The organism is Pseudomonas sp. E315 (assembly GCF_055406205.1).
The window spans coordinates 361,282-382,626 of record NZ_JBUZPJ010000001.1; the positions used below are offsets into that span (position 1 = coordinate 361,282).

General features: G+C 54.7%; 19 protein-coding genes. 11 read left to right on the forward strand and 8 right to left on the reverse strand.

Features of this window, described 5'->3' with window-relative positions; translation table 11 throughout:
• Positions 1-27 precede the first annotated feature (27 nt).
• Positions 28-258: a hypothetical protein gene (locus ACZRJQ_RS01840; protein WP_463976702.1), complete on the reverse strand. Its 231-nt coding sequence runs from the start codon at positions 256-258 to the stop codon at positions 28-30.
• Positions 259-314: 56 nt separating this feature from the next.
• On the reverse strand, positions 315-1,742 hold the full coding sequence (gene ccoN, locus ACZRJQ_RS01845; RefSeq protein ID WP_463976703.1) for a cytochrome-c oxidase, cbb3-type subunit I: 1,428 nt from the start codon (positions 1,740-1,742) through the stop codon (positions 315-317).
• Positions 1,743-2,092: 350 nt separating this feature from the next.
• Here ccoN and ACZRJQ_RS01850 point away from each other — a divergent pair, with 350 nt between their 5' ends.
• The 6 genes from ACZRJQ_RS01850 (at position 2,093) to ACZRJQ_RS01875 (ending at position 12,764) form a co-directional block, all read left to right on the forward strand.
• Complete coding sequence (locus ACZRJQ_RS01850; protein WP_463976704.1) at positions 2,093-2,761, forward strand: DUF3313 domain-containing protein; 669 nt, start codon at positions 2,093-2,095, stop codon at positions 2,759-2,761.
• 286 nt (positions 2,762-3,047) lie between these two features.
• On the forward strand, positions 3,048-3,548 hold the full coding sequence (gene tpx, locus ACZRJQ_RS01855; RefSeq protein WP_463976705.1) for a thiol peroxidase: 501 nt from the start codon (positions 3,048-3,050) through the stop codon (positions 3,546-3,548).
• A gap of 198 nt (positions 3,549-3,746) precedes the next feature.
• On the forward strand, positions 3,747-5,045 hold the full coding sequence (locus tag ACZRJQ_RS01860) for an MdtA/MuxA family multidrug efflux RND transporter periplasmic adaptor subunit (RefSeq protein WP_463976706.1): 1,299 nt from the start codon (positions 3,747-3,749) through the stop codon (positions 5,043-5,045).
• A complete protein-coding gene (locus ACZRJQ_RS01865; protein ID WP_463976707.1) occupies positions 5,042-8,143 on the forward strand; it encodes an MdtB/MuxB family multidrug efflux RND transporter permease subunit in 3,102 nt (1,033 codons plus the stop codon). The genes ACZRJQ_RS01860 and ACZRJQ_RS01865 overlap by 4 nt, the downstream gene beginning before the upstream one ends.
• Positions 8,140-11,247, forward strand: coding sequence for an efflux RND transporter permease subunit (locus ACZRJQ_RS01870; RefSeq protein ID WP_463976708.1), 3,108 nt, complete (start codon positions 8,140-8,142; stop codon positions 11,245-11,247). The genes ACZRJQ_RS01865 and ACZRJQ_RS01870 overlap by 4 nt, the downstream gene beginning before the upstream one ends.
• Positions 11,244-12,764 (forward strand): efflux transporter outer membrane subunit, encoded by a 1,521-nt coding sequence (locus ACZRJQ_RS01875; RefSeq protein ID WP_463976709.1) that lies wholly within the window; start codon positions 11,244-11,246, stop codon positions 12,762-12,764. The genes ACZRJQ_RS01870 and ACZRJQ_RS01875 overlap by 4 nt, the downstream gene beginning before the upstream one ends.
• Before the next feature lie 21 nt (positions 12,765-12,785).
• On the opposite strand, the gene ACZRJQ_RS01880 is transcribed toward ACZRJQ_RS01875, so the two are convergent.
• The 3 genes from ACZRJQ_RS01880 to ACZRJQ_RS01890 form a co-directional block, all read right to left on the reverse strand.
• Entirely contained in the window at positions 12,786-13,862 is a 1,077-nt protein-coding gene (locus ACZRJQ_RS01880) for a GGDEF domain-containing protein (protein ID WP_463976710.1), read from the reverse strand.
• A gap of 158 nt (positions 13,863-14,020) precedes the next feature.
• The gene (locus ACZRJQ_RS01885; protein WP_463976711.1) at positions 14,021-14,737 is read right to left on the reverse strand and encodes an HPP family protein; all 717 of its coding nucleotides are present in this window, start codon (positions 14,735-14,737) and stop codon (positions 14,021-14,023) included.
• A 174-nt stretch (positions 14,738-14,911) separates the two neighbouring features.
• Positions 14,912-15,124, reverse strand: coding sequence for a type VI secretion system contractile sheath small subunit (locus tag ACZRJQ_RS01890; protein WP_463976712.1), 213 nt, complete (start codon positions 15,122-15,124; stop codon positions 14,912-14,914).
• A 1,067-nt stretch (positions 15,125-16,191) separates the two neighbouring features.
• Between ACZRJQ_RS01890 and ACZRJQ_RS01895 the strand changes: the two genes are divergently transcribed.
• From ACZRJQ_RS01895 to ACZRJQ_RS01905, 3 genes are all read left to right on the forward strand, one after another.
• Positions 16,192-16,596, forward strand: coding sequence for a TraR/DksA family transcriptional regulator (locus ACZRJQ_RS01895; protein WP_463976713.1), 405 nt, complete (start codon positions 16,192-16,194; stop codon positions 16,594-16,596).
• Between the two features lie 198 nt (positions 16,597-16,794).
• A complete protein-coding gene (locus tag ACZRJQ_RS01900) occupies positions 16,795-18,138 on the forward strand; it encodes a phospholipase effector Tle1 domain-containing protein (RefSeq protein WP_463976714.1) in 1,344 nt (447 codons plus the stop codon).
• Between the two features lie 127 nt (positions 18,139-18,265).
• A complete protein-coding gene (locus ACZRJQ_RS01905; RefSeq protein WP_463976715.1) occupies positions 18,266-18,484 on the forward strand; it encodes a hypothetical protein in 219 nt (72 codons plus the stop codon).
• On the opposite strand, the gene ACZRJQ_RS01910 is transcribed toward ACZRJQ_RS01905, so the two are convergent.
• From ACZRJQ_RS01910 to ACZRJQ_RS01920, 3 genes are all read right to left on the reverse strand, one after another.
• Positions 18,472-18,708, reverse strand: coding sequence for a DUF2789 domain-containing protein (locus ACZRJQ_RS01910; RefSeq protein ID WP_463976716.1), 237 nt, complete (start codon positions 18,706-18,708; stop codon positions 18,472-18,474). The genes ACZRJQ_RS01905 and ACZRJQ_RS01910 overlap by 13 nt on opposite strands.
• A gap of 126 nt (positions 18,709-18,834) precedes the next feature.
• Complete coding sequence (locus tag ACZRJQ_RS01915; protein ID WP_463976717.1) at positions 18,835-19,233, reverse strand: hypothetical protein; 399 nt, start codon at positions 19,231-19,233, stop codon at positions 18,835-18,837.
• A 74-nt stretch (positions 19,234-19,307) separates the two neighbouring features.
• On the reverse strand, positions 19,308-19,538 hold the full coding sequence (locus ACZRJQ_RS01920) for a hypothetical protein (RefSeq protein ID WP_463976718.1): 231 nt from the start codon (positions 19,536-19,538) through the stop codon (positions 19,308-19,310).
• 804 nt (positions 19,539-20,342) lie between these two features.
• Between ACZRJQ_RS01920 and ACZRJQ_RS01925 the strand changes: the two genes are divergently transcribed.
• Entirely contained in the window at positions 20,343-20,813 is a 471-nt protein-coding gene (locus tag ACZRJQ_RS01925) for a hypothetical protein (RefSeq protein ID WP_463976719.1), read from the forward strand.
• Positions 20,810-21,013: a hypothetical protein gene (locus ACZRJQ_RS01930; RefSeq protein WP_463976720.1), complete on the forward strand. Its 204-nt coding sequence runs from the start codon at positions 20,810-20,812 to the stop codon at positions 21,011-21,013. Before ACZRJQ_RS01925 ends, ACZRJQ_RS01930 begins: the two co-directional genes overlap by 4 nt.
• The last annotated feature ends 332 nt before the right edge of the window (positions 21,014-21,345 follow it).

Sequence of the window (21,345 nt, forward strand, 5' to 3'; positions counted from 1 at the left end):
ACGTTTACTGTCGCAGAGCGTTTTGCCTCAGATATCCAGCGTGTCCCACCTAGCCTTACGTACTGGGGTATCGCTCATCTGCACGGCGTTGATCTTTTTGCCGGTTGCCTGTTCGACCCTGCGGGCCACTTCTGGGTCGTCAGCGAAGGGAATCAAGCTGGCCTCGTCAATGTCGTTTTCGGTTTTATGCTTCAAGCATCCATTGATTGCACAGTAGAGGCTTAAAACAGCGATCGTGTTTAGCGCTATTTCGTACATGTTTAGGGGCTCCTTGCTGACCCAAGCGCAAGCCTTAGGCTTGCGCTTGGTTGTGATCAGGCGATTTGCGCGCTGAGTGTGGCTTGTTTGAGGTCGGCCACTCGGACAGTGCGCCATACGTTGTAAGACATCAGCAGCATGCCGCTGAGGAAGAACACGCCACCTACTAAGCGCACAACAAACCCTGGATGGCTGGCTTGTAGCGACTCGACAAACGAGTAGGTCAAGGTGCCGTCATCGTTGATTGCGCGCCACATCAGGCCTTGGGTAATACCGTTGACCCACATTGAGGCGATGTAGAGCACGGTGCCGATGGTTGCCAGCCAGAAGTGCAGGTTGATTAGCGTGGTGCTGTACATCTGCTCGCGGCCGAAGATTTTCGGGATCATGTGATACAGCGCCCCGAAGGTGATCATTGCCACCCAGCCCAATGCGCCCGCGTGAACGTGGCCGATGGTCCAGTCGGTGTAGTGTGAGAGGGCGTTGACGGTCTTGATTGCCATCATCGGGCCTTCAAAGGTCGACATGCCGTAGAACGCCAGCGACAACACCAAAAAGCGCAGGATCGGGTCAGTGCGTAATTTATGCCACGCCCCCGACAGGGTCATCATGCCGTTGATCATGCCGCCCCAGCTCGGCGCCAGCAGGATGATCGACATTGCCATGCCCAGCGACTGTGCCCAGTCCGGCAAAGCTGTGTAGTGCAAGTGGTGCGGCCCGGCCCAGATGTATAGGGTGATCAGCGCCCAAAAATGCACGATGGACAGGCGATAAGAGTAAATAGGTTTGCCGACTTGTTTGGGCACGAAGTAGTACATCATCCCGAGGAAGCCCGTCGTCAGGAAAAACCCTACGGCGTTATGCCCGTACCACCATTGCACCATTGCATCGGTAGCTCCCGCGTACACGGGGTAAGACTTGAACCAGTCCACTGGAATCGCCAAGTGGTTGACCACGTGCAGCATGGCGATCACGAGAATAAACGCGCCGAAAAACCAGTTGCCCACGTAGATATGAGCCGTTTTGCGCTTTACCACGGTGGTGAAAAATACGATGGCGTACGCCACCCAAACCACCGTTAGCCAGACTGCGCCGGTAAATTCAATTTCGGCGTACTCCTTGGTGGTGGTGTAGCCCAGTGGCAGGGTGACCAGCATGATCACAATCACTGATTGCCAACCCCAGAAGGTAAAAGCGGCGAGCTTGTCAGAGAACAATCGCACTTGGCAGGTGCGCTGGACGGCGTAGTAACTGGCGGCAAATTGTGCGCTGCCGGCAAAGCCGAAAATAACCAGGCTGGTGTGTAGCGGTCGCAAGCGGCCGAAAGTCGTCCACGGCAGGTCGAGGTTCATTTCTGGCCACACCAACTGTGAGGCGATCCAAACGCCCATGGCCATGCCGACCACTCCCCACACCACCGTCATGATGGCAAATTGGCGGACGACCTTATAGTTATAGGCCTGCCCGTTTAGTGCTGTGCTCATGCTCAAGTCTTCCACGGTTCAAAGTCCTGCCAGGCCTCGTGGTCTGGCGCAGGTTGAACTGTAGAAAGCTTGAGCTAAACAAAACAGATTCAGAAAAACAGAAATTAGACGGATCAGATAGAAGTGCTTAATTAATGCTTTTTAGTTAAAACTGATCTGCTTTTTTATGATTAATCTGAAGTTGTATAGTGCTGAGCTGTTTTCATTAGGCTACGTTTTGCCACTCAGCGCTTTGCCGACCGGATCACAATCGGTATCTAAAAAATGCTTGCCGCGCTGCGTTTTGCTACGGGTTAGCTATACCTAAAATTCCGTGTACTAACGGTTGCGCCTTCAACAGGAGTTACAGAATGAAGCTTGGCTTAATGATTGGTACGTTGTGTATCGCCTCACTTGGGGTGGTGGGGTGTTCAAGTAATGTGACGCAACCGGATGAGTACTCGGGTTTTTTGAAGGATTACAGCCGCCTCAAAGAGGCCAAGTCTCCTTCTGGCGCTGAAGTTATGCGCTGGGTTGATCCCAAACTTAATGTGAACAAATACACCAGTGTTTACATAGAGCCGAGTCAGTTTTACCCCGCTCCACAACCGACTGCGAAAATCCCGCAAAGCACTTTGAACGGCATCACCCACTATTACGATCAAGCGCTTAAGCGTGAGATCAGTAAGTCGTTGCCACTGGCCAGTGCTCCAGGGCCTGGCGTAATCGTGGTGCGCCCGGCTATCACTGCGGTCAGCAGCAAGACCGAAGGCCTGAAGGCGTATGAAATTATTCCGGTGGCGCTGGTGGCCGCAGCGGTAAGTACGGCGACTGGCATTCGCGATCAGGAAACGGACTTGGCGACAGAAGCAGTGTTCATTGATGGGCAAAGCCAGGACGTGGTGGCGCAGGTTGTGCGCAAAGGCACTGGCAAGCCGCTGGAGAATGACAGCCAAGTGATGACAGCAAACGATGTCAAGAATGTGATTGATGGCTGGGCGTCTGACATGCACCAGTCGTATCTGAAACTCAAAAAATAGGGCGTTTGCAGCGCCGCCCATTACTCGCTAATGGGAGGCGGCAACGGCATTTTCTGGTCATTAGTGATCTCAGGCTTGCTCGGGACACACACTCTCTAGGGAGCGCGCAGTAAAAGCAGAGTCCCGAAGGCGCAATTGCCACGTGTGTGAGCAGCCATTAGATATTTGCCGGGAATAGCCTATTTGTTACGTAGTCTCTGAGAATTTAGGCTCGGGGGCGTAGGTCGCCCGCTCGTTTCGTGTTTAACTTCGGCCTCTTCAAAAACCGTTAAGAAGGACATTGTTCATGGCTCAAGTGACGCTTAAAGGCAACCCTGTTCAAGTCAATGGCGAACTGCCAAAAACAGGCGCCAAGGCACCTGCGTTTTCGCTGGTAGCCGGTAATTTGTCCGATGTAACGCTGGCCAGCTTTGCCGGCAAGCGCAAAGTGTTGAACATCTTCCCAAGCGTTGACACGCCAACCTGCGCGACCTCTGTGCGTAAGTTCAACGAGCAGGCCAGCCAGCTCGAAAACACCGTTGTACTGTGCATCTCGGCTGACCTGCCATTTGCTCAAGCTCGCTTCTGCGGTGCAGAAGGTCTGGAAAACGTTCAGAACCTGTCGACTTTGCGTGGCCGCGAGTTCATCGAAAACTACGGCGTTGCCATTGCGGATGGTCCGCTGGCAGGTCTGACGGCGCGTGCGGTAGTCGTGTTGGATGAAAACGACAACGTGCTGCACAGCGAGCTGGTTAAAGAAATCGCTGAAGAGCCTAACTACGAAGCAGTCTTGGCTGTTTTGAAGTAAGTCGCGCAGCCATTCAAAAACGGTCTGGCCTTGTCCAGGCCGTTTTTGTATGCGGCGACAAAAAGTTATCGCTTACCGGATTTTCGGTATCAAGCAGGCTCTAGACGGCTTGCTAACGTAAATTGCCAGTAAAGAGCCTTTTCTTACAGGCTGACACTGCTTATCTTTCAGCCTCCTGATAATAAGCGCTCGCGCCCAATGGTTGATCACTCCATGCAATCCTCTGTTTCACACAAATCTCGTCGCTGGCTGTTTGGCCTATTGGTTCTGTTGATCGTGCTGGCACTGTGCTGGTGGTTGTGGCCGTCCAGTGCGAAAAAAGCCTCGGATACCCAGCCTGCCGGGCATACCAGCAAGTCAGGCGCCATGCGCCCGGGCTTTGGCGGCTCCACGCTGCCTGTGCCGGTTAGAGTGTCAGACGTGACGCGCGGGGATTTTCCGGTGTATTACAAAGCATTGGGCACTGTGACAGCGCTCAATACGATCAATGTGCGCAGCCGAGTCGCAGGTGAGTTGGTCAAGGTCTACTTCAAGGAAGGGCAGATGGTCAAAGCGGGTGACTTGCTGGCTGAGATCGACCCGCGCAGCTATCAAAATGCGCTGCTGCAAGCAGAAGGCACGTTGTTGCAGAATCAGGCCCAACTGAAAAACGCTCAGGTTGATGTGCAGCGTTATCGCGGTTTGTACGCCGAAGACAGTATTGCCAAGCAAACGCTGGACACTGCCGAAGCGCTGGTCAGCCAATATCAGGGCACGGTCAAAACCAATCAGGCGGCAGTTAACGACGCCAAGTTGAACCTTGAATTCACCAAAATTCGCGCACCGATCAGTGGGCGTGTTGGCTTGCGTCAACTGGACGTGGGCAATCTTGTGGCCGCTAACGACACCACCGCATTGGTGGTTATTACCCAGACTGAGCCGATTGTGGTCAGCTTCACGCTGCCCGAAAACGACCTTCCGTTGGTGATTGCCCGCTACCGAAGCGGTGCGAAACTGCCCGTACAGGCGTGGGACCGTGGCGATCGCAAAGAGCTGGCAGTCGGCGTGCTAAGCAGTATTGATAACCAGATCGACATCACCACCGGCACCTTGAAATTCAAGGCGCTGTTCGAGAACCGCGATCAAAGCCTGTTTCCCAACCAGTTTGTGAACGTGCGTTTGCTGGCGGACACCCTCAAAGACGTGATTCTTGCCCCTTCAGCGGCCATTCAGTTCGGTACCAATGGTTCGTTCGTGTATGCAATGGACGGTGATAACAAAGTCAAAATTCGCAGCATCAAGGTTGGTGCCACCGACGGTGATGTGAGTGTGATCGAAGAGGGTTTGACGCCCGGTGATCGCGTGGTGCTTGAAGGCACTGACCGTCTGCGAGATGGCGGCGCAGTTGAAGTGGTTAATGACAGCGTTGAGGTACCGCAAACCCCGGCTACGCAGTTGCAAGGCGGTGAAGTTTCCGAAACTGCTCCTGCTAATCGCAAGACCAAGGCTCACGAATGAATCTGTCGCGGCTGTTCATCCTGCGCCCGGTGGCAACCACGCTGTGCATGCTGGCCATCGTGTTGTCCGGGGTCATCGCTTATCGCATGTTGCCGGTTTCGGCTTTACCTCAGGTTGATTACCCGACCATACGGGTGCTGACGCTGTATCCCGGCGCAAGCCCGGACGTTATGACCAGCGCAGTGACGGCGCCACTTGAGCGCCAGTTCGGGCAAATGCCCGGCCTGACGCAAATGGCGTCGACCAGCTCAGGCGGGGCATCGGTGCTGACGTTGCGCTTTAACCTGGACATCAACATGGATGTCGCCGAGCAGCAGGTGCAGGCCGCGATCAATGCCGCCAGCAACCTGTTGCCCAACGATTTGCCTGCGCCGCCGGTGTACAACAAGGTCAACCCGGCGGACACGCCTGTACTGACATTGGCGATCACCTCCAAGACATTGCTGCTGCCCAAGCTCAATGATTTGGTCGACACCCGCATGGCGCAAAAAATTGCCCAGATCAGCGGCGTCGGCATGGTCAGCATTGCAGGCGGGCAACGTCAGGCGGTGCGCATCAAGGTCAACCCGGAGGCGTTGGCCGCCAACGGCCTGAATCTGGCGGATGTTCGCACCCTGATCGGTGCCTCCAACGTCAATCAGCCCAAGGGTAACTTTGACGGCCCGACCCGAGTGTCGATGCTCGACGCCAACGATCAGCTAAAAACACCGCAGGAATACGCCGAGCTGATTCTCGCCTACAACAACGGCGCGCCGTTGCGCCTCAAGGATGTGGCTGAAATTGTCGATGGCGCTGAGAACGAGCGTTTGGCGGCTTGGGCCAATGAAAACCAGGCCGTGCTGCTGAACATTCAGCGACAGCCCGGTGCCAACGTGATTGAAGTGGTTGACCGGATCAAGGCGCTATTGCCGAGCATTACCGACAATTTGCCCGCCGGGATTGATGTCACCGTACTGACCGACCGCACTCAAACCATCCGCGCTTCGGTGCGTGATGTGCAGCACGAATTGCTGATCGCCATTGCCTTGGTGGTCATGGTCACGTTTCTGTTTTTGCGCCGCGCCAGTGCAACCCTCATTCCCTCCATTGCCGTACCGTTGTCACTGGTGGGCACGTTTGGTGTGATGTACTTGGCCGGTTTTTCGATCAACAACTTGACGCTGATGGCGTTGACCATTGCCACTGGTTTTGTGGTCGATGACGCCATCGTGATGCTGGAAAACATTTCGCGTTATATCGAGGAAGGCGATAGCCCGATGCAAGCGGCGCTCAAGGGGGCCAAGCAGATAGGCTTTACCTTGATTTCGCTGACGTTGTCGCTGATTGCGGTGCTGATTCCATTGCTGTTTATGGCTGATGTGGTGGGGCGGCTGTTCCGCGAGTTTGCGATTACGTTGGCTGTGGCCATTCTGATTTCGCTGGTGGTGTCTCTGACTCTGACGCCAATGATGTGTGCCCGTTTGCTCAAGCCAGAGCCCAAAGAGGCAGAGCAAGGGCGTTTCTACCGGGCCAGCGGTGCCTTTATTGACTGGATGATCGCCCAATACGCTCGCATGTTGCAGTGGGTGCTCAAGCACCAGCCGCTGACCTTGTTGGTGGCCATTGGCACGTTAGCGCTGACGGTGTTTCTGTACATGGTGGTGCCCAAGGGGTTCTTCCCGGTGCAGGACACCGGGGTCATTCAGGGGATTTCCGAGGCCCCGCAGTCGATCTCATTCAGTGCAATGAGCCAGCGTCAGCAGGAGCTGGGCAAAATTATCCTGCAAGACCCGGATGTCGAGAGCCTGTCTTCCTATATCGGTGTAGACGGTGATAACGCGACGTTGAACAGCGGACGCATGCTGATCAACCTCAAGCCCCATAGCGAACGCAGTGACAGTGCCACCGACGTGATTGCACGGCTGCAACCGCAACTTGACCAGTTGATGGGTATTCGTCTGTTTATGCAGCCGGTGCAGGACTTGACCATTGAGGATCGGGTGAGTCGCACCCAGTACCAGTTCAGTTTGTCGTCACCTGACGCCGAGATGCTCAGCACCTGGAGCCAAAAACTGGTGACGGCACTGTCCAATCAGCCTGAGTTGACCGACGTAGCCAGTGACCTGCAAGACAAGGGTTTGCAGGTGTATCTGGTGATTGACCGCGACGCGGCATCGCGGCTTGGGGTGTCAGTGGCCAACATTACCGATGCGCTGTACGACGCCTTTGGTCAGCGCCAAATCTCGACCATTTACACGCAGGCCAGCCAGTACCGTGTGGTATTGCAGGCCAAGGATGGCGAAAAAATCGGCCCGCAAGCGCTGGATCAAATCCACGTCAAAACCACCGATGGCGGTCAGGTTCGCCTGTCCAGCCTGGCCAAGGTTGAAGAACGTCAGGCGCAGTTGTCGATTTCTCACATTGGGCAGTTTCCGTCGGTCATGGTCTCGTTCAACCTGGCTCCCGGTGTGGCGCTGGGCGAAGCGGTTGAGTTGATTGACCAAGTGCAAAAAGACATCGGTATGCCGGTGGGGGTGCGCACTGAGTTCCAGGGCGCCGCGCAGGCGTTTCAGGCGTCGCTGTCCAGCACCTTGCTGCTGATTCTGGCGGCGGTTGTAACCATGTACATCGTGCTGGGTGTGCTGTACGAGAGTTACATCCACCCCATTACCATCCTCTCGACCTTGCCCTCAGCGGCGGTCGGTGCATTGCTGGCGTTGATTCTTAGCGGCAATGACTTGGGCATGATTGCCATCATCGGCATCATCTTGTTGATCGGCATCGTGAAGAAGAACGCCATCATGATGATCGACTTTGCCCTTGATGCTGAGCGCAACCAAGGCATGGCCCCGGAGCAAGCTATCTACCAAGCGGCGCTGCTGCGCTTCCGTCCCATTTTGATGACCACCTTGGCGGCGTTGTTCGGTGCTGTGCCTTTGATGCTGGCCACGGGGTCTGGTGCGGAACTGCGCCAGCCGTTGGGTTTGGTGATGGTGGGTGGTTTGTTGGTGAGCCAAGTGCTGACGTTGTTCACCACCCCGGTGATTTACCTGTACTTCGATCGTTTGGGGCGCCGCTGGCGTGGTGATGCGGCCAAGGCCGAGCAGGCGTCGGTATGAACTTGTCCGGCCCCTTTATCCGGCGACCGGTAGCCACCATGTTGCTCAGTCTGGCAATTATGTTGCTGGGCGGAGTGAGTTTTGGGTTATTGCCCGTATCGCCTCTGCCACAGATGGATTTCCCCGTAATTGTGGTCTCGGCCAGTTTGCCGGGCGCAAGCCCAGAGGTGATGGCCTCCACAGTCGCCACACCGCTGGAGCGCTCGTTCGGTGCGATTGCCGGGGTTAACACCATGAGCAGCCGGTCGAGCCAGGGCTCGACGCGAGTGATCCTGCAATTTGACCAAGACCGCGACATCAATGGCGCTGCCCGTGAGGTGCAAGCAGCGATCAATGCCTCGCGCAACTTGCTGCCCAGCGGCATGCGCAGCATGCCGACCTATAAAAAGGTCAACCCGTCGCAAGCACCGATCATGGTGCTATCGCTGACCTCTGATGTGCTGGCCAAGGGTGAGCTGTATGACTTGGCGTCGACCATCCTTTCGCAAAGCCTGTCGCAGGTGCCGGGGGTGGGTGAAGTCCAGATTGGCGGCAGTTCGCTGCCTGCGGTGCGTATTGAGTTGGAGCCGCAGTTGCTCAACCAATACGGTGTGGCGTTGGATGATGTACGCAGCACCATTGCCAGCGCCAATGTGCGTCGGCCTAAAGGTGCTGTTTCAGATGGCGATCGAAACTGGCAGATTCAGGCCAATGACCAGTTGGAAAAAGCCAAGGATTACGAGCCCCTGATCATTCGCTATCAGGATGGTGCGGCGCTGCGCCTGAGCCATGTGGCCAAGGTTCAGGACAGCGTTGAAGACCGCTACAACAGTGGTTTTTTCAACAACGATGCGGCGGTCTTGCTGGTGGTCAACCGCCAGGCCGGGGCCAACATCATTGAGACCGTCAATGCGATCAAGGCTCAATTGCCGGCGTTGCAGGCGGTATTGCCCGCTAGCGTCAAATTGAACCTGGCGATGGATCGCTCGCCGGTGATCAAGGCCACCTTGCACGAAGCAGAAATGACCTTGCTGATAGCAGTGGCACTGGTGATTTTGGTGGTGTTTCTGTTTTTGGGTAACTTTCGCGCCTCGTTGATTCCCACGCTCGCAGTGCCGGTGTCGTTGGTGGGCACCTTCGCCATCATGTACTTGTATGGGTTTTCGCTGAACAACCTGTCGCTGATGGCCTTGATTTTGGCCACCGGGCTGGTGGTGGACGATGCCATCGTGGTGCTGGAGAACATTTCACGGCATATCGACGATGGCATGGAGCCCATGAAAGCTGCGTATCTGGGGGCCAAGGAAGTCGGCTTTACCTTGCTCTCGATGAACGTTTCGTTGGTAGCTGTGTTTTTGTCGATCCTGTTTATGGGCGGGATTATCGAAAGCCTGTTTCGTGAGTTCTCGATTACGTTGGCGGGCTCAATCGTGGTGTCGTTGGTGGTGTCGCTAACGCTCACCCCGATGCTCTGCGCCCGTTGGCTTAAGCCGCATGTGCCGGGCACTGAAAACGCCATGCAGCGCTGGAGCCAGCGCCTTAACGAGCGCATGGTCAAAGGCTATGCACGCAGTCTGGATTGGGTGTTACGCCACAAGCGCCTGACGCTGCTCAGCCTGTTGGTGACCATTGGGGTCAACGTGGCGTTGTATATCGTGGTGCCCAAAACCTTTATGCCGCAGCAGGACACCGGGCAACTGATCGGTTTTGTGCGCGGCGACGATGGTCTGTCGTTCACTGTCATGCAGCCCAAGATGGAAATCTTTCGCAAAGCGGTGCTGGCTGACCCCGCAGTGGACAGCGTTGCAGGGTTTATTGGCGGCAATGGCGGCACTAACAACGCAGTGATGATCGTAAGGCTCAAACCCATCACTGAACGCAAAATTTCGGCGCAAAAAGTCATTGAGCGCTTGCGTGAAAACATGCCAAAAGTGCCAGGCGGGCGCCTGATGTTGATGGCCGATCAGGATTTGCAGTTTGGCGGCGGGCGCGAGCAAACCAGTTCCCAGTACTCGTACATTCTGCAAAGTGGCGATCTTAATGAGTTGCGCACCTGGTATCCCAAAGTCGTCGAAGCGTTTAAGGCGTTGCCTGAACTGACCGCCATTGACGCCCGAGAAGGGCGCGGCGCGCAACAGGTCACGCTGGTGGTTGACCGTGATGCGGCCAAGCGTTTAGGCGTGGATATGGACATGGTCACAGCGGTGCTCAATAACGCCTACAGTCAGCGTCAGATCTCAACCATCTACGACAGCTTGAACCAATATCAGGTCGTGATGGAGGTCAATCCCAAGTACGCCCAAGACCCTGAAACCCTGAATCAGGTGCAGGTGATTACAGCAGACGGCCAGCGCATTCCGTTGTCGTCCATTGCGCACTATGAGAACAGTCTGCAAGACGACCGGGTGGAGCACGAAGGTCAGTTTGCTTCAGAAACCATTTCGTTCGACATGGCCCCAGGGGTTTCGGCGGAGCAGGGTACGGCTGCGATTGAGCGCGCCATTGCCAAGCTGGGCTTGCCCGAAGAGGTCATCGCGAAAATGGCCGGCACCGGTGACGCCTTTGCTGCAACGCAAAAGAGTCAGCCATTCATGATTTTGGGCGCGCTGGTGGCGGTGTATTTGGTGCTGGGGATTCTCTACGAGAGTTACATTCATCCGCTGACGATTCTTTCAACCCTGCCTTCCGCGGGTGTAGGGGCCTTGTTGAGCATTTACCTGACGGGGGGTGAGTTCAGTCTGATTTCACTGCTGGGCTTGTTCTTGTTGATTGGCGTGGTGAAAAAGAACGCAATTTTGATGATCGACCTTGCCTTGCAGCTCGAGCGACACGGGGGCATGAGCCCGGATGAGTCGATTCGCAGTGCCTGCTTGCAGCGTTTGCGGCCGATTCTGATGACCACGCTGGCGGCCATTTTAGGGGCCTTGCCATTGATGCTGAGCAATGCCGAGGGCGCAGAAATGCGTCAACCATTGGGCCTGACCATTATTGGCGGGTTGATCTTCAGCCAAATCCTGACCCTCTACACCACCCCGGTGGTTTACCTCTATCTCGATCGTGCGCGCCATCGGTTCAATAAATGGCGCGGCGTACGCACTGATGCTGCTCTGGAAACTCCGCTATGACCCTTCGTTTGCTTAACCTCGCCCCGGCACTGTCGTCCCAACGTTGGGCACTGGCGCGTGGCTCGCGCTTGCTGGGCCTGATTTTTTCAGGCTTGGTGCTCAGCGCGTGTGCCATCGGGCCGGACTATCAGCGGCCCGAAACAGCCTCGCAAGTGCAGTACAAACAAGCCGCAGGCTGGAGTCAGGCTAACCCCAGTGACTCATTAGCGCGTGGTGCATGGTGGGAGTTGTACGGTGATCAACAGCTCAATGCGTTGGTTGAGCGACTTAACAGCGCCAACCAGAGCATTGCTCAGTCCGAGGCGCAATACCGTCAGGCACAAGCGTTGGTGCGCAGTGCGCGAGGCGATTTTTACCCGAGTGTTGATTTGAATGTGGGTAAAACCCGCTCCAGCCAAGGCACCGGCAGCAGCAGCTCAAGCCTCAGCAGTTCCAGCAGTGGCATCCGCGACACTTACAACGCGCAACTCGGCGTGAGCTGGGAGGCTGATATCTGGGGCAAGTTACGCCGTGGGCTGGAGGCTGACGAAGCCAGTGCCGAGGCCAGCTTGGCCGATCTGGCAGCCATGCGCCTTAGTCAGCAGTCAGAGCTGGTGCAGAACTATCTGCAACTGCGGGTGATAGATGAGCAAAAACGTTTGCTGGAGGCCACCGTCGAGGCTTATCAGCGGTCACTGAAAATGAGCGAAAACCAGTACCGCGCCGGGATTTCCGGCAAGGACGCTGTCGCTCAGGCACAAACCCAACTGCGCAACACACAAGCCAGCCTGATTGACCTGATCTGGCAGCGCGCACAATTTGAAAACGCCATTGCTGTGCTCACAGGGCAAGCCCCCGCAGGGTTTAACCTGGCTGAAACCAAGGCGATTCCAACACTGCCGCAAATTCCGGTGAGCTTGCCGTCGCAACTATTAGAACGACGCCCGGACATCGCTTCTGCCGAACGCTCGATCATCGCAGCCAACGCCAACATTGGTGTGGCTAAGGCCGCTTACTACCCGGACTTGAGCCTGAGCCTCTCGGGTGGGTACAGCAGCAGTACCTATGAAGACTGGATCAGCGTGCCCAACCGTTTTTGGTCGGTGGGCCCCAAACTGGCCATGACCTTGTTCGACGGGGGGCAGCGTTCGGCGGAAGTCGACCGCAATGAGGCGATTTATGATCAAACCGTCGCTAAATACCGACAGACCGTGCTGGATGGTTTCCGTGAAGTGGAAAACTACCTGGTGCAGTTGAAGGTTTTGGGCGATGAGTCGGTAGTCCAGGAGCAAGCGCTGGAATCGGCGCGCGAATCGTTGCGCTTGACCAGCAACCAGTACAAAGCCGGGTTAATTGCCTATCTGGATGTGGTCAGCGTACAAACAACTGCACTGAGCACTGAGCGCAGTGTGCTCAATTTGCTGCAAAGTCGTTTAATTGCCAGCGTGCAGTTAATTGCCGCGTTGGGTGGCGGCTGGGATGGCAATACGGATCTGAGCGCTAACGAACAGGCGGGCGGCGAGGGCTCAAGCCGCTGACAGAGCGGGTGAGGATCAGTTTCACGAGTAAAAGGTGAACTGATTCTTACCGTTGTGCTTGGACGCATACAACGCCACATCAGCCTTAGCCAGCGCCTGATTCAAGGTTTCACCTTCCCTGACCAGAGTAATCCCGATGCTGATGGTCACCGGGTGTGTTTGCGCGTCCTCGCGCACGCGGCGACACAGCCCGGCCATCAGTTTTTGCACGTCTTCGCGCTGTACAGCCGACAAGTACACCGCAAATTCTTCCCCGCCCAAACGTGCGTATTCGTAATCTGCCATCACCGCTTTGATGTTGGCGGCCGTGCGTTTGAGCACTTCGTCGCCTATGTCGTGACCGTGCAGGTCGTTCACCTTCTTAAAGTTGTCGATGTCGATCATTGCCAAGTAGTGATCGGGGCTGCGCGGGGTTGCATTGAGCGTCAACCCGGCCCGGGTCATGAACGAACGCCTGTTGGGGATTTCGGTCAGCGCGTCGATGTACGCTTGCCCGATCAGCAGCTTAGACATGGTGTAGTTGTAAAGTTTGACCCGACGCAATGTGAAATAGCAGTAGAGGGTCAGTCCGCCTAAAAAACAGAAGTAACTGAGGATCAGGCTGCCGCGAAGGTCAAATAGCGAGAGATCCGTCCACATAAAGGGGTTGAGCACAGCGCCGGTGATGAGCATCCCAGTGATAAAAGAGCCGCGGCTCAAGGGCAAAACCGAGGCGCTGTACAGAATGCTTGAGCTGGCCAGAGCCAGCCATATAGGTTGCGCTTCTACTGGCAACCCGAACGTGATCAAGCGAATACCCACCGAAATGACCAACACAAATATCACGTTGAGGTATTGGAAGTGCTGGGCCTTGCGTACAAACCCCAAAACGATGGTGATAACGGCCATTGCAACAATGAACACCACCGATAACAGCGTGAAGCCCTGGCCGCCCTTGATGCTGACGATGAGGTCGAACAGCAGCCAGATAAGAATGCTGACGCAGTAGGTTATGCGGCAAAAATTACGCAGTTTTTCGAAGTCATGTTGAGCAAACTCGGCTTGTAGCGCAGGCGGAGCCGCCTGTTTGGACACTTCACTTTCGAGGGTTTTGAGCATGGCGTGCCTTGATCACTAATAGTCACTGAAAGCGGGTGGTCACATGCGTCGTAGCCATGCTCACTCGTACGAGACACCGATAACCCTAGCAGGAGTTTGAGGGCTATCGAGGGGGATCGTTCCAGAGATCAGAATCAAGCGCTTGCAGCGCCCTTTATTCAGTTGGGTTGGGTGAACACTTCACCCACACTGCGCCGCCGCGCATGTTGCTCACTGGCTCGAATCAGCTCTTCGAGGTCTTCGGGGGTCACGTCAATGAACGCGTCCATTTGAGCCAGAGCGTTATGCAAATCTTCAGCGGTAATGCTGGGGTCTCCCATGACATGGGGAGTGATGACGGCAGGAGTAGCGTCAACATGGTTTTTTGGGTAACGGACCCGTGTCAGATTGTTGTAGAGCAGGGCCACCAGCAACATGCACGCGGCGCTGAGCATCACAGGTTCGAGCACGGCCCAACCTAACTGCGCACTTTGTGGATCGGCGAGCACCACCAACAAAGCCAAAGCACCTGCGGGTGGGTGCAGACAACGCAACAAACACATCGCAATCAGGGCCAGGCCAACAGCCAGACAGGCGCTGGTGAGGTCGCGACCTAAAAAGTGTACGACCAGCAGAGACACGACGGTCGCGCAAAAGTACCCCCCTAAAATCGACCAAGGCTGCGCCAAAGCGCCGGACGACACGGCAAACAGCAAAATTGCCGAAGCCCCAAGTGGGCCAATCAAGTGCATGGCAACAGGAAGCCCAAAGACGAGGCTGCACAGCCAAACGCTGAACAAAGTGCCAAGGGATACGCCGATAGCGGCGCGGCTCCATTCTGTGGGGCGGGTGTTGATGGCAGCGGGTAAAAGACGGCTGATCCAGCGTGTACGCATAATGATGAAAATCCGGGCTAATCGACGATTGCAGATAAAAAAAAGGGCTCGGCGGGTGACCCCGTAAGCCCTTGCAAAAGTTCCTTCATTTGGGGGAGGAACGCGTCCAGTGTGCCCAGCCTCTTAACAATCTGCAAATTCATAATAATGCTGGTTAACTTCAAAAAAACTGATCTAAATGGCCTTGTCAGACGTCAACTTACCCAAAACCCGCTCATAAAAATCGTTGTTTTGTAACAGCTGTTCGGCGAGGTGATGAAAACCTGGGGTATGGGCCAGCGGCCCTTTTAAAGCGACCAGTGCATTTCGCAGCTTCATGAGTTTGATGAGTTCGGGCATGGCCGGTACGCGCGCAGACTCATTGGGTGCGAGTGCGGAGTGATTCATGGTGTTGTGCTCCAGATAGCGTCATGAGAGGTGTTAGTCGTGTGGACGTCAGGAGTGCAACAGAGCAGTGCTGGCGTGCTGGGTCAGATACAAGTTGTGACATAAGGTGGATTTACTCGGGCTCTAATTTAGGATCTATGCCAACGATTGTAAGGGGGGCAACTTCGCCAGTCTTGTCAGGCTGTGCGTAGTTGATCGCGAGAATTGCGGAGAAATAGGTGGGATTGTTCAACAAACTAGGCGGGACGTATGAGTCTGAAAACTCACTAGGTTTGGGTTAAAGCTGCGTACCCAGGCTGTGGTGAAGTCCTACTCATGGACTGCTGCTAGAGATGCAGGCAATGGGTGCGAATCGTTGCAAATTGTTAGTGAATTGCACCCGTTTGGCTGTAGGCGAGTACTGATCCCTTTTACGCCTTTGGGGGGCTTGCTTACGTAAAAATTTATAAATGAGCCAGTAGCCGTTCTAGCGAAAATTCGCAAAAAAAGGGCGCAGGGGCATCCGTTTAACGGTGGGATCAAGGGGCCTATTTAAAGCACATAATCGTTAGGTTGCTATTTCAAACCACAGCGGCGCTGAGGAATTCAATTATGGTTACGTTCCTTATTTCTAAATGACGATGATTGCTATCAGAGACAGACTTTCAAACTTAAAAAGCATTGCCATTGCGTGGTCAATCAAAACGTCCGTGGTATTGATAGCTGCGCGTTTATTACGATCGGGCCTGGGTAGTCTTGAGGTCTATGCGGCACCTGCGTAGGGACGCCAAACGCTGCCCACCGCTGAAAGCACTGATTTTGCATTTTCGGCCTCACAATTGAATTTCTTGCGACAAACACACTCCATTAGCCCCCGCGAGTCATGTTTTTGATCGATTTTCAGGTTTTGCTGGACAAATAGGCGTCATTTCAGTTGCTGAGTCGATAAGTCGGCCTTAGACTGCCGCCCCTCGTAAATTGAGTGCCGGGTGGCGCTTGAAATAGATGGCACCTAACTGGTTGGGATGAAGATCGGTCAGGACGCTCCCTAATTCGCCTTAATGCACGTATTTTTTATAGAGAAATCAATGACAAAGGATAAGTTGCTGGCCATGCCGGCGGATGACTACATGAATGCCGAGCAACTGGCTTTTTTCACTGAGCTGTTGCAAAACATGAAGGTTGAAACCCACGAGCGTATTGAGCAGAACCGCATCGCAATCGAGAGCCTGGACACCCCAGCTGATCCTGCGGATGCTGCTTCGGTCGAAGAAGAGCGTACCTGGTTGGTCAACGCGATCGACCGCGATCAGCGCATGCTGCCTCAATTGGAGCAGGCCCTGGAGCGTATCAAAGATGACAGCTTCGGCTGGTGCGATGACAGTGGCGAGGCTATTGGCCTTAAGCGTCTGCTGATCAGTCCTACCACCAAGTACTGCATCGAGGCTCAAGAGCGTCACGAACAAATCGACAAGCACCAGCGTCAGGCCTGATCGCTTGACCTTGCCGGGGCCACCTCAGGTGGCTCCGGTAGCAAGTCGGGCTCGGCAGCCATTCGGTCTGCCAGCCAAATCTGAATTGTTCCCGCCTTTTAAAAATTTCCTCCACACATTGAGCTAGCCCGTTCGTCTGAGCCTCCTTATATTTGGCCCGGCGTTTTTACGTGGGTCGGATAAGTTGGGGGCAGCTTCATGAGTAATTCAAGCAATACGGGACGAGTGTTGCGTGTGGGTATTTTTTTTGATGGGACTGCAAACAATCAGTTCAACAGTCAGTTGGGGCAGGAGCGTCAGGCGCAAGGTCTGTGGCTTGATCCTGACAGCAGCTACGGCGGTGAGCCTAGCAACATTGCCAAGCTGCATCAGCTCTATCCTCAACAAGCGGCCTTTAATGCTCACGACCCTGCGGTGACCTCGCTGTACGTGGGCGGTATTGGCACCCGCACAGGTCAAGCAGATAACCGGTTTCCGGGCCAGACCTACGGCCGTGGCCGCACAGGTGTGCTAAGCAAGGCTCAGAGCGCTCAAACGCAGTTGGCCGCATGTCTAAAGTCATTGATGCAAACCATTCCCTATCGGTCTTTGAGGCGATTGCAGTTGGATGTGTTTGGTTTTAGTCGCGGTGCAGCCGCCGCTCGACACTTTGTAAACTTAATTGCAGACACTCCCTTTAAAACTCTGTTTGAGTTAGCGCCAGATTTTGAGTGCTCACTTGAATTTATTGGCTTGTTCGACACTGTGGCAGCCATGGGTGGACTGGATGATTTGGGAGACATCAGCGATTTGGTCAATTCTGGGCTTAATCTGTATCTCGCACCGGGCTGCGCCAAACAGGTGGTGCAACTGAGTGCGCGCGATGAGCAGCGTCGTAATTTTTCGTTGAATCGTATTGCCCCGCAGTGGTCAATGGATGTTGCTGTGCCCGGCGCCCACGCCGACGTGGGTGGAGGTTACCCTCTTGAAGTTCAAGAACAGGTATTTCTGACCCGCTGGCTGACTAACCGAGTGGCTGCATCCACGCCCATCAAGCAGACGCTGGCCTGGCAAACCACAGCCGCACAGCTTGAGGCATGGCAGGCCAAGGATCTGCTTGACCCACAAGATCCAAGCGCCCGGCTGCAAATTCGCACCGACTCCCACCATGAAGGCAATCGCCAAGACCCTACCAAGCGCGTTCAAGCGGCGGTGTTTATGCAGCGGCGGATATATGGTCATTTGTCTCGGGTGTACTTAGGCGTGATGCACCGCTTGGCGTGTGAGCATGGCGTGCCGTTGGGCCAATTGTCTTTTGAGGAACAGAGCCTCCCTGACGACTTGGCCCCCATTGCCGCCAAGCTTCAAACGCAGGTACGTGAGGGCTGCATATCGCTCACAGATGAAGAAGAGGCTGTGTTGCGTCAGCGATATGTTCATCAGTCTGCCAATTGGAATGCCGCCATTGGCAAGGGGACGGGAATGCTGGACAAGGCTTTTTTCAACATCCCTCAAGAGGGCGGACGCGCAGTATTTGATCAGCAAGCGCCTGTGTTTGCGTAGGCGTGTGGGCACCATTGTTGCGGTCTATGTAATTAAGCTATGCACTAGATAGCTTTTTCCTGCGGCATTAAGTCACTAAGATGGCCGACATTGTTAGGTTGCTAACTAAGTCGCAGGAGAAACCATCATGCCTAATCAGGTTGATGTCGCCGTTATGATCGGCAGTGGCGTGCCAAAAAACTTACGGGCTGTTGGCCAAAAGGCTTGCTGGGTCGTATTGGTTAATGGCGAACAGCGGGGCACGGCCTTTTCAAGCCGTCTAGAGGCTGAGGAATGTCGTGCAGCCTGGCTGGCGCAGTTAAGCGCCAACCTTTCAGCAGCGCGCCTCCATGCTCAACGAGCTTGATGCAGGCGAGTGTTGAGCTCATCGATAACAATGGCCCAGTTGTCATCAGCTAGAAGTTTTTCTTTGAGGAACTGCGCTTGTGCGGCAGACCAGAAGGGCGCATCGGCTAATTTGACATCTTCAGCCAACGCGTGTTTCTCGATAAAGGCCTCAATAGACGCTTGATCGGACAACAGTCCAAGTTGCTCAAATAGCGTTTCCAGCGTGTTGGGTGTCTCGTCCATGTGCATCTCCTTCAGCAGGTAGGCAGTTATCGGTGGCCAGGCTCAGCGAGCCTGTTTGTCACCTTATATGAGGCCGGCGAACGTCAAACGTTCGAAATACCACGCGATAACACTGTAGACCGATATTCAGACCGAGAGGTTGATGCTGCCAATTAGCATCTTTTCGGCCTGAAACAGTGAGCTGAGGGCAATGGAGACTGCACTGGTGAGGGCCACCACCTGACCTTTGGCGGCCATTACCGCAGAGACTTTGGCTTCTTCACTTCGATAGCGCGCGGCTTTAACCGCCGCCATGCGTGCGTTTGCCTGGCGCAGTTGCTGTTGAAGTTTTTCGATTCTTTTTTTCAGCTGTTTGATGCGCTTTTGCAGGGCCTCAACAGAGTTGTCGCCTGAGGCCAGTGCACTTTGAATCGCGCTCTGTGACCTGGATGGCACAGAGATGGTGTCGTCGACAGGCTTGGCCTCAGCTGTTATTAGCGCGGGGAGTGAGGCTGGGCGAGTGGCAAGATTTAAGTGAATCATCATTGATGCTCTTAAACGGGGACTCACCTGGCTATCGGCTTACCGCGCTGATCCTTTAGGCCTTAGCCCCAAAGGGCTTAAACCTTAAGTGCGCCTTCGTCGACCGCGAGCTTCAAGGCTTTTGCAGATTCTTTGGCTGCCGCCTCTGCGACATCGGCGGTTTTGAACCAGCGATCCTTTTCGACTTGATGGTAAGTGACAGTGGTAAGCGGTGGCTTGGCCCGCATGACAATCACTGCTTGAAACTCACCCTCAATTTCTCGGTGTTCACCGCGGATAAAAAACTCGCCAATATCAAATTCCGTCACGTGTCACTTTTCCTTGGAGGTAATGGAACTGGAGCATCCGGCGGCATGGGCCGGGCCGATTTTTGCGCAAGTATGGCAGTTGTTGGGCTCCAGTGGCGCAGTTAAGTCATTCAGGCGACGAAACCCCTGTTAATCGCAAAGTGAACCAAGCTGTAAAAGCTCACTGTTGGGTTGTTTCCAGTTGCCTGGCCAATGCACAGGCGGTGTTGTGCGTACAACGAAAGCCCTTGACTTGGCCTGTGCCTGCTTCGCGGATATGAAAAAAGCCACCACTGACGGGAATCACTTGGTATCGCTGTGAGGGTGTATACCCTTCATCAGACCTGAGCCGGTAGAATGGCGTCCGAGTTGTGTGCTGGTATACGCTTGCAGCTTCAAAACGAGGGGCTGGCAGTGCGTTTGGCGTGTCCATGTTTTTTATCCTTACGTTGAATAATCGGCGCATTCTTTGAATGGCCCCAAGGGCGGTGTGTGCATTAGAATTGCCCGCCGATGCAGTGGTACTAGTTGTAAGGTTTTTTTAAAAAAGAAAGCGTCAGTCGTTTCGTCTTTACGTGAAGGTCTATGCTGCAAGTGCTTAAGCTGGTTTCCACTTCTGCGGTCATGGTTAATTTCCTTCAAAGACTGGCGATTGTTCGTCGGCGCATCAAAGGCGTAGATCCATTATCTTGATGCCCGCGCCGACTTGACCCAAGCGGCCCAAGGGTTCGCTGTATTCAGTTTTTCAAGTGTGGGCTCAAGCCCCTTTTCTGCTGCCTGGCGTTTGTTCGGGGCGGTTCTACTTCAAGGTTCGAGGGATTTTCGTTGGCAGTCAGCAATCTGGAGATGCATGCGTTGTTCGTGTTAGGTGACTTACGAGCACGCTTGGTGAAGTTGTTTCAATCGCGTTTTGTCTATGTCACGGAACAGAATGCAGAAGGTATCTACATCGCTGAAATCGATACCGATACAGCCTTGGTCGTTGATGACAAGCCGGGTTTGGAACTCAAGGTTGGCGATCATTTTCGTGCCGCGGTACTGCCCAGTCGCGAAGGTGGAAAGTTCGAGATAAAGTTTCGCGAAATCAAAATGACCATCTACGGGATTGGCGACTATGCCTATGTCTCATCCCCTCAAGGTGAAGGGATCGTGTTCAAGGAAGGTCAAACCGTGATGCTGGTTTTCGCTGCCAACGAACAGCTTGAAGGCGGCCTGAGCAAAACCCTGAAAGCAGTGACTACCAAGGCTGCGAAGTGGCGCAAGGGCGAGCTGACTTTCAAGGCCAGTAAAGAATGACGCTGAGCCGCAGCGAGTTTCACCAGCAACACCACGAGCAGGCCCATGCCAAGGCCGCTGAGTTGTTTGCCCAAAAGCCCGTTTTGCAAGGAGCTTGGCTCAATTGGGTTGCAGGACAGTTGTATGGATTACAGCCAGCCGAATACGCCAACATGGTGCGCCGCGAACTGGAACGCCTGCAATCGGCCACTCACGCTTAAGTTACAAGCCGCCCTAAGGATTGCGGGCGCTTGAGCGCTCCCATCGGTTTTTATCATCTTCTCGCTGATCGCCTCGTTCGGCTTTACGGCCTGTGTGCGTTGTTGGCTGCAGCGCGCCACTCAAATGGCCTAGGCCTTTTGGACGATGTTTGCGTCACAGGTGACCTTGATTATCGATCCCACTCAAGGTCTGGACGGCTGATCTGGCCGAGCCCGAAAAAAGAATAATAAATACGAGGGATCGCAAACATGGGCGCTAACGGCTTTCCAACAGCGGCGTGTGGGTGCAGGGTCATCGACAGCGTGAGGTCGTAATGGATCACTCGCCTACG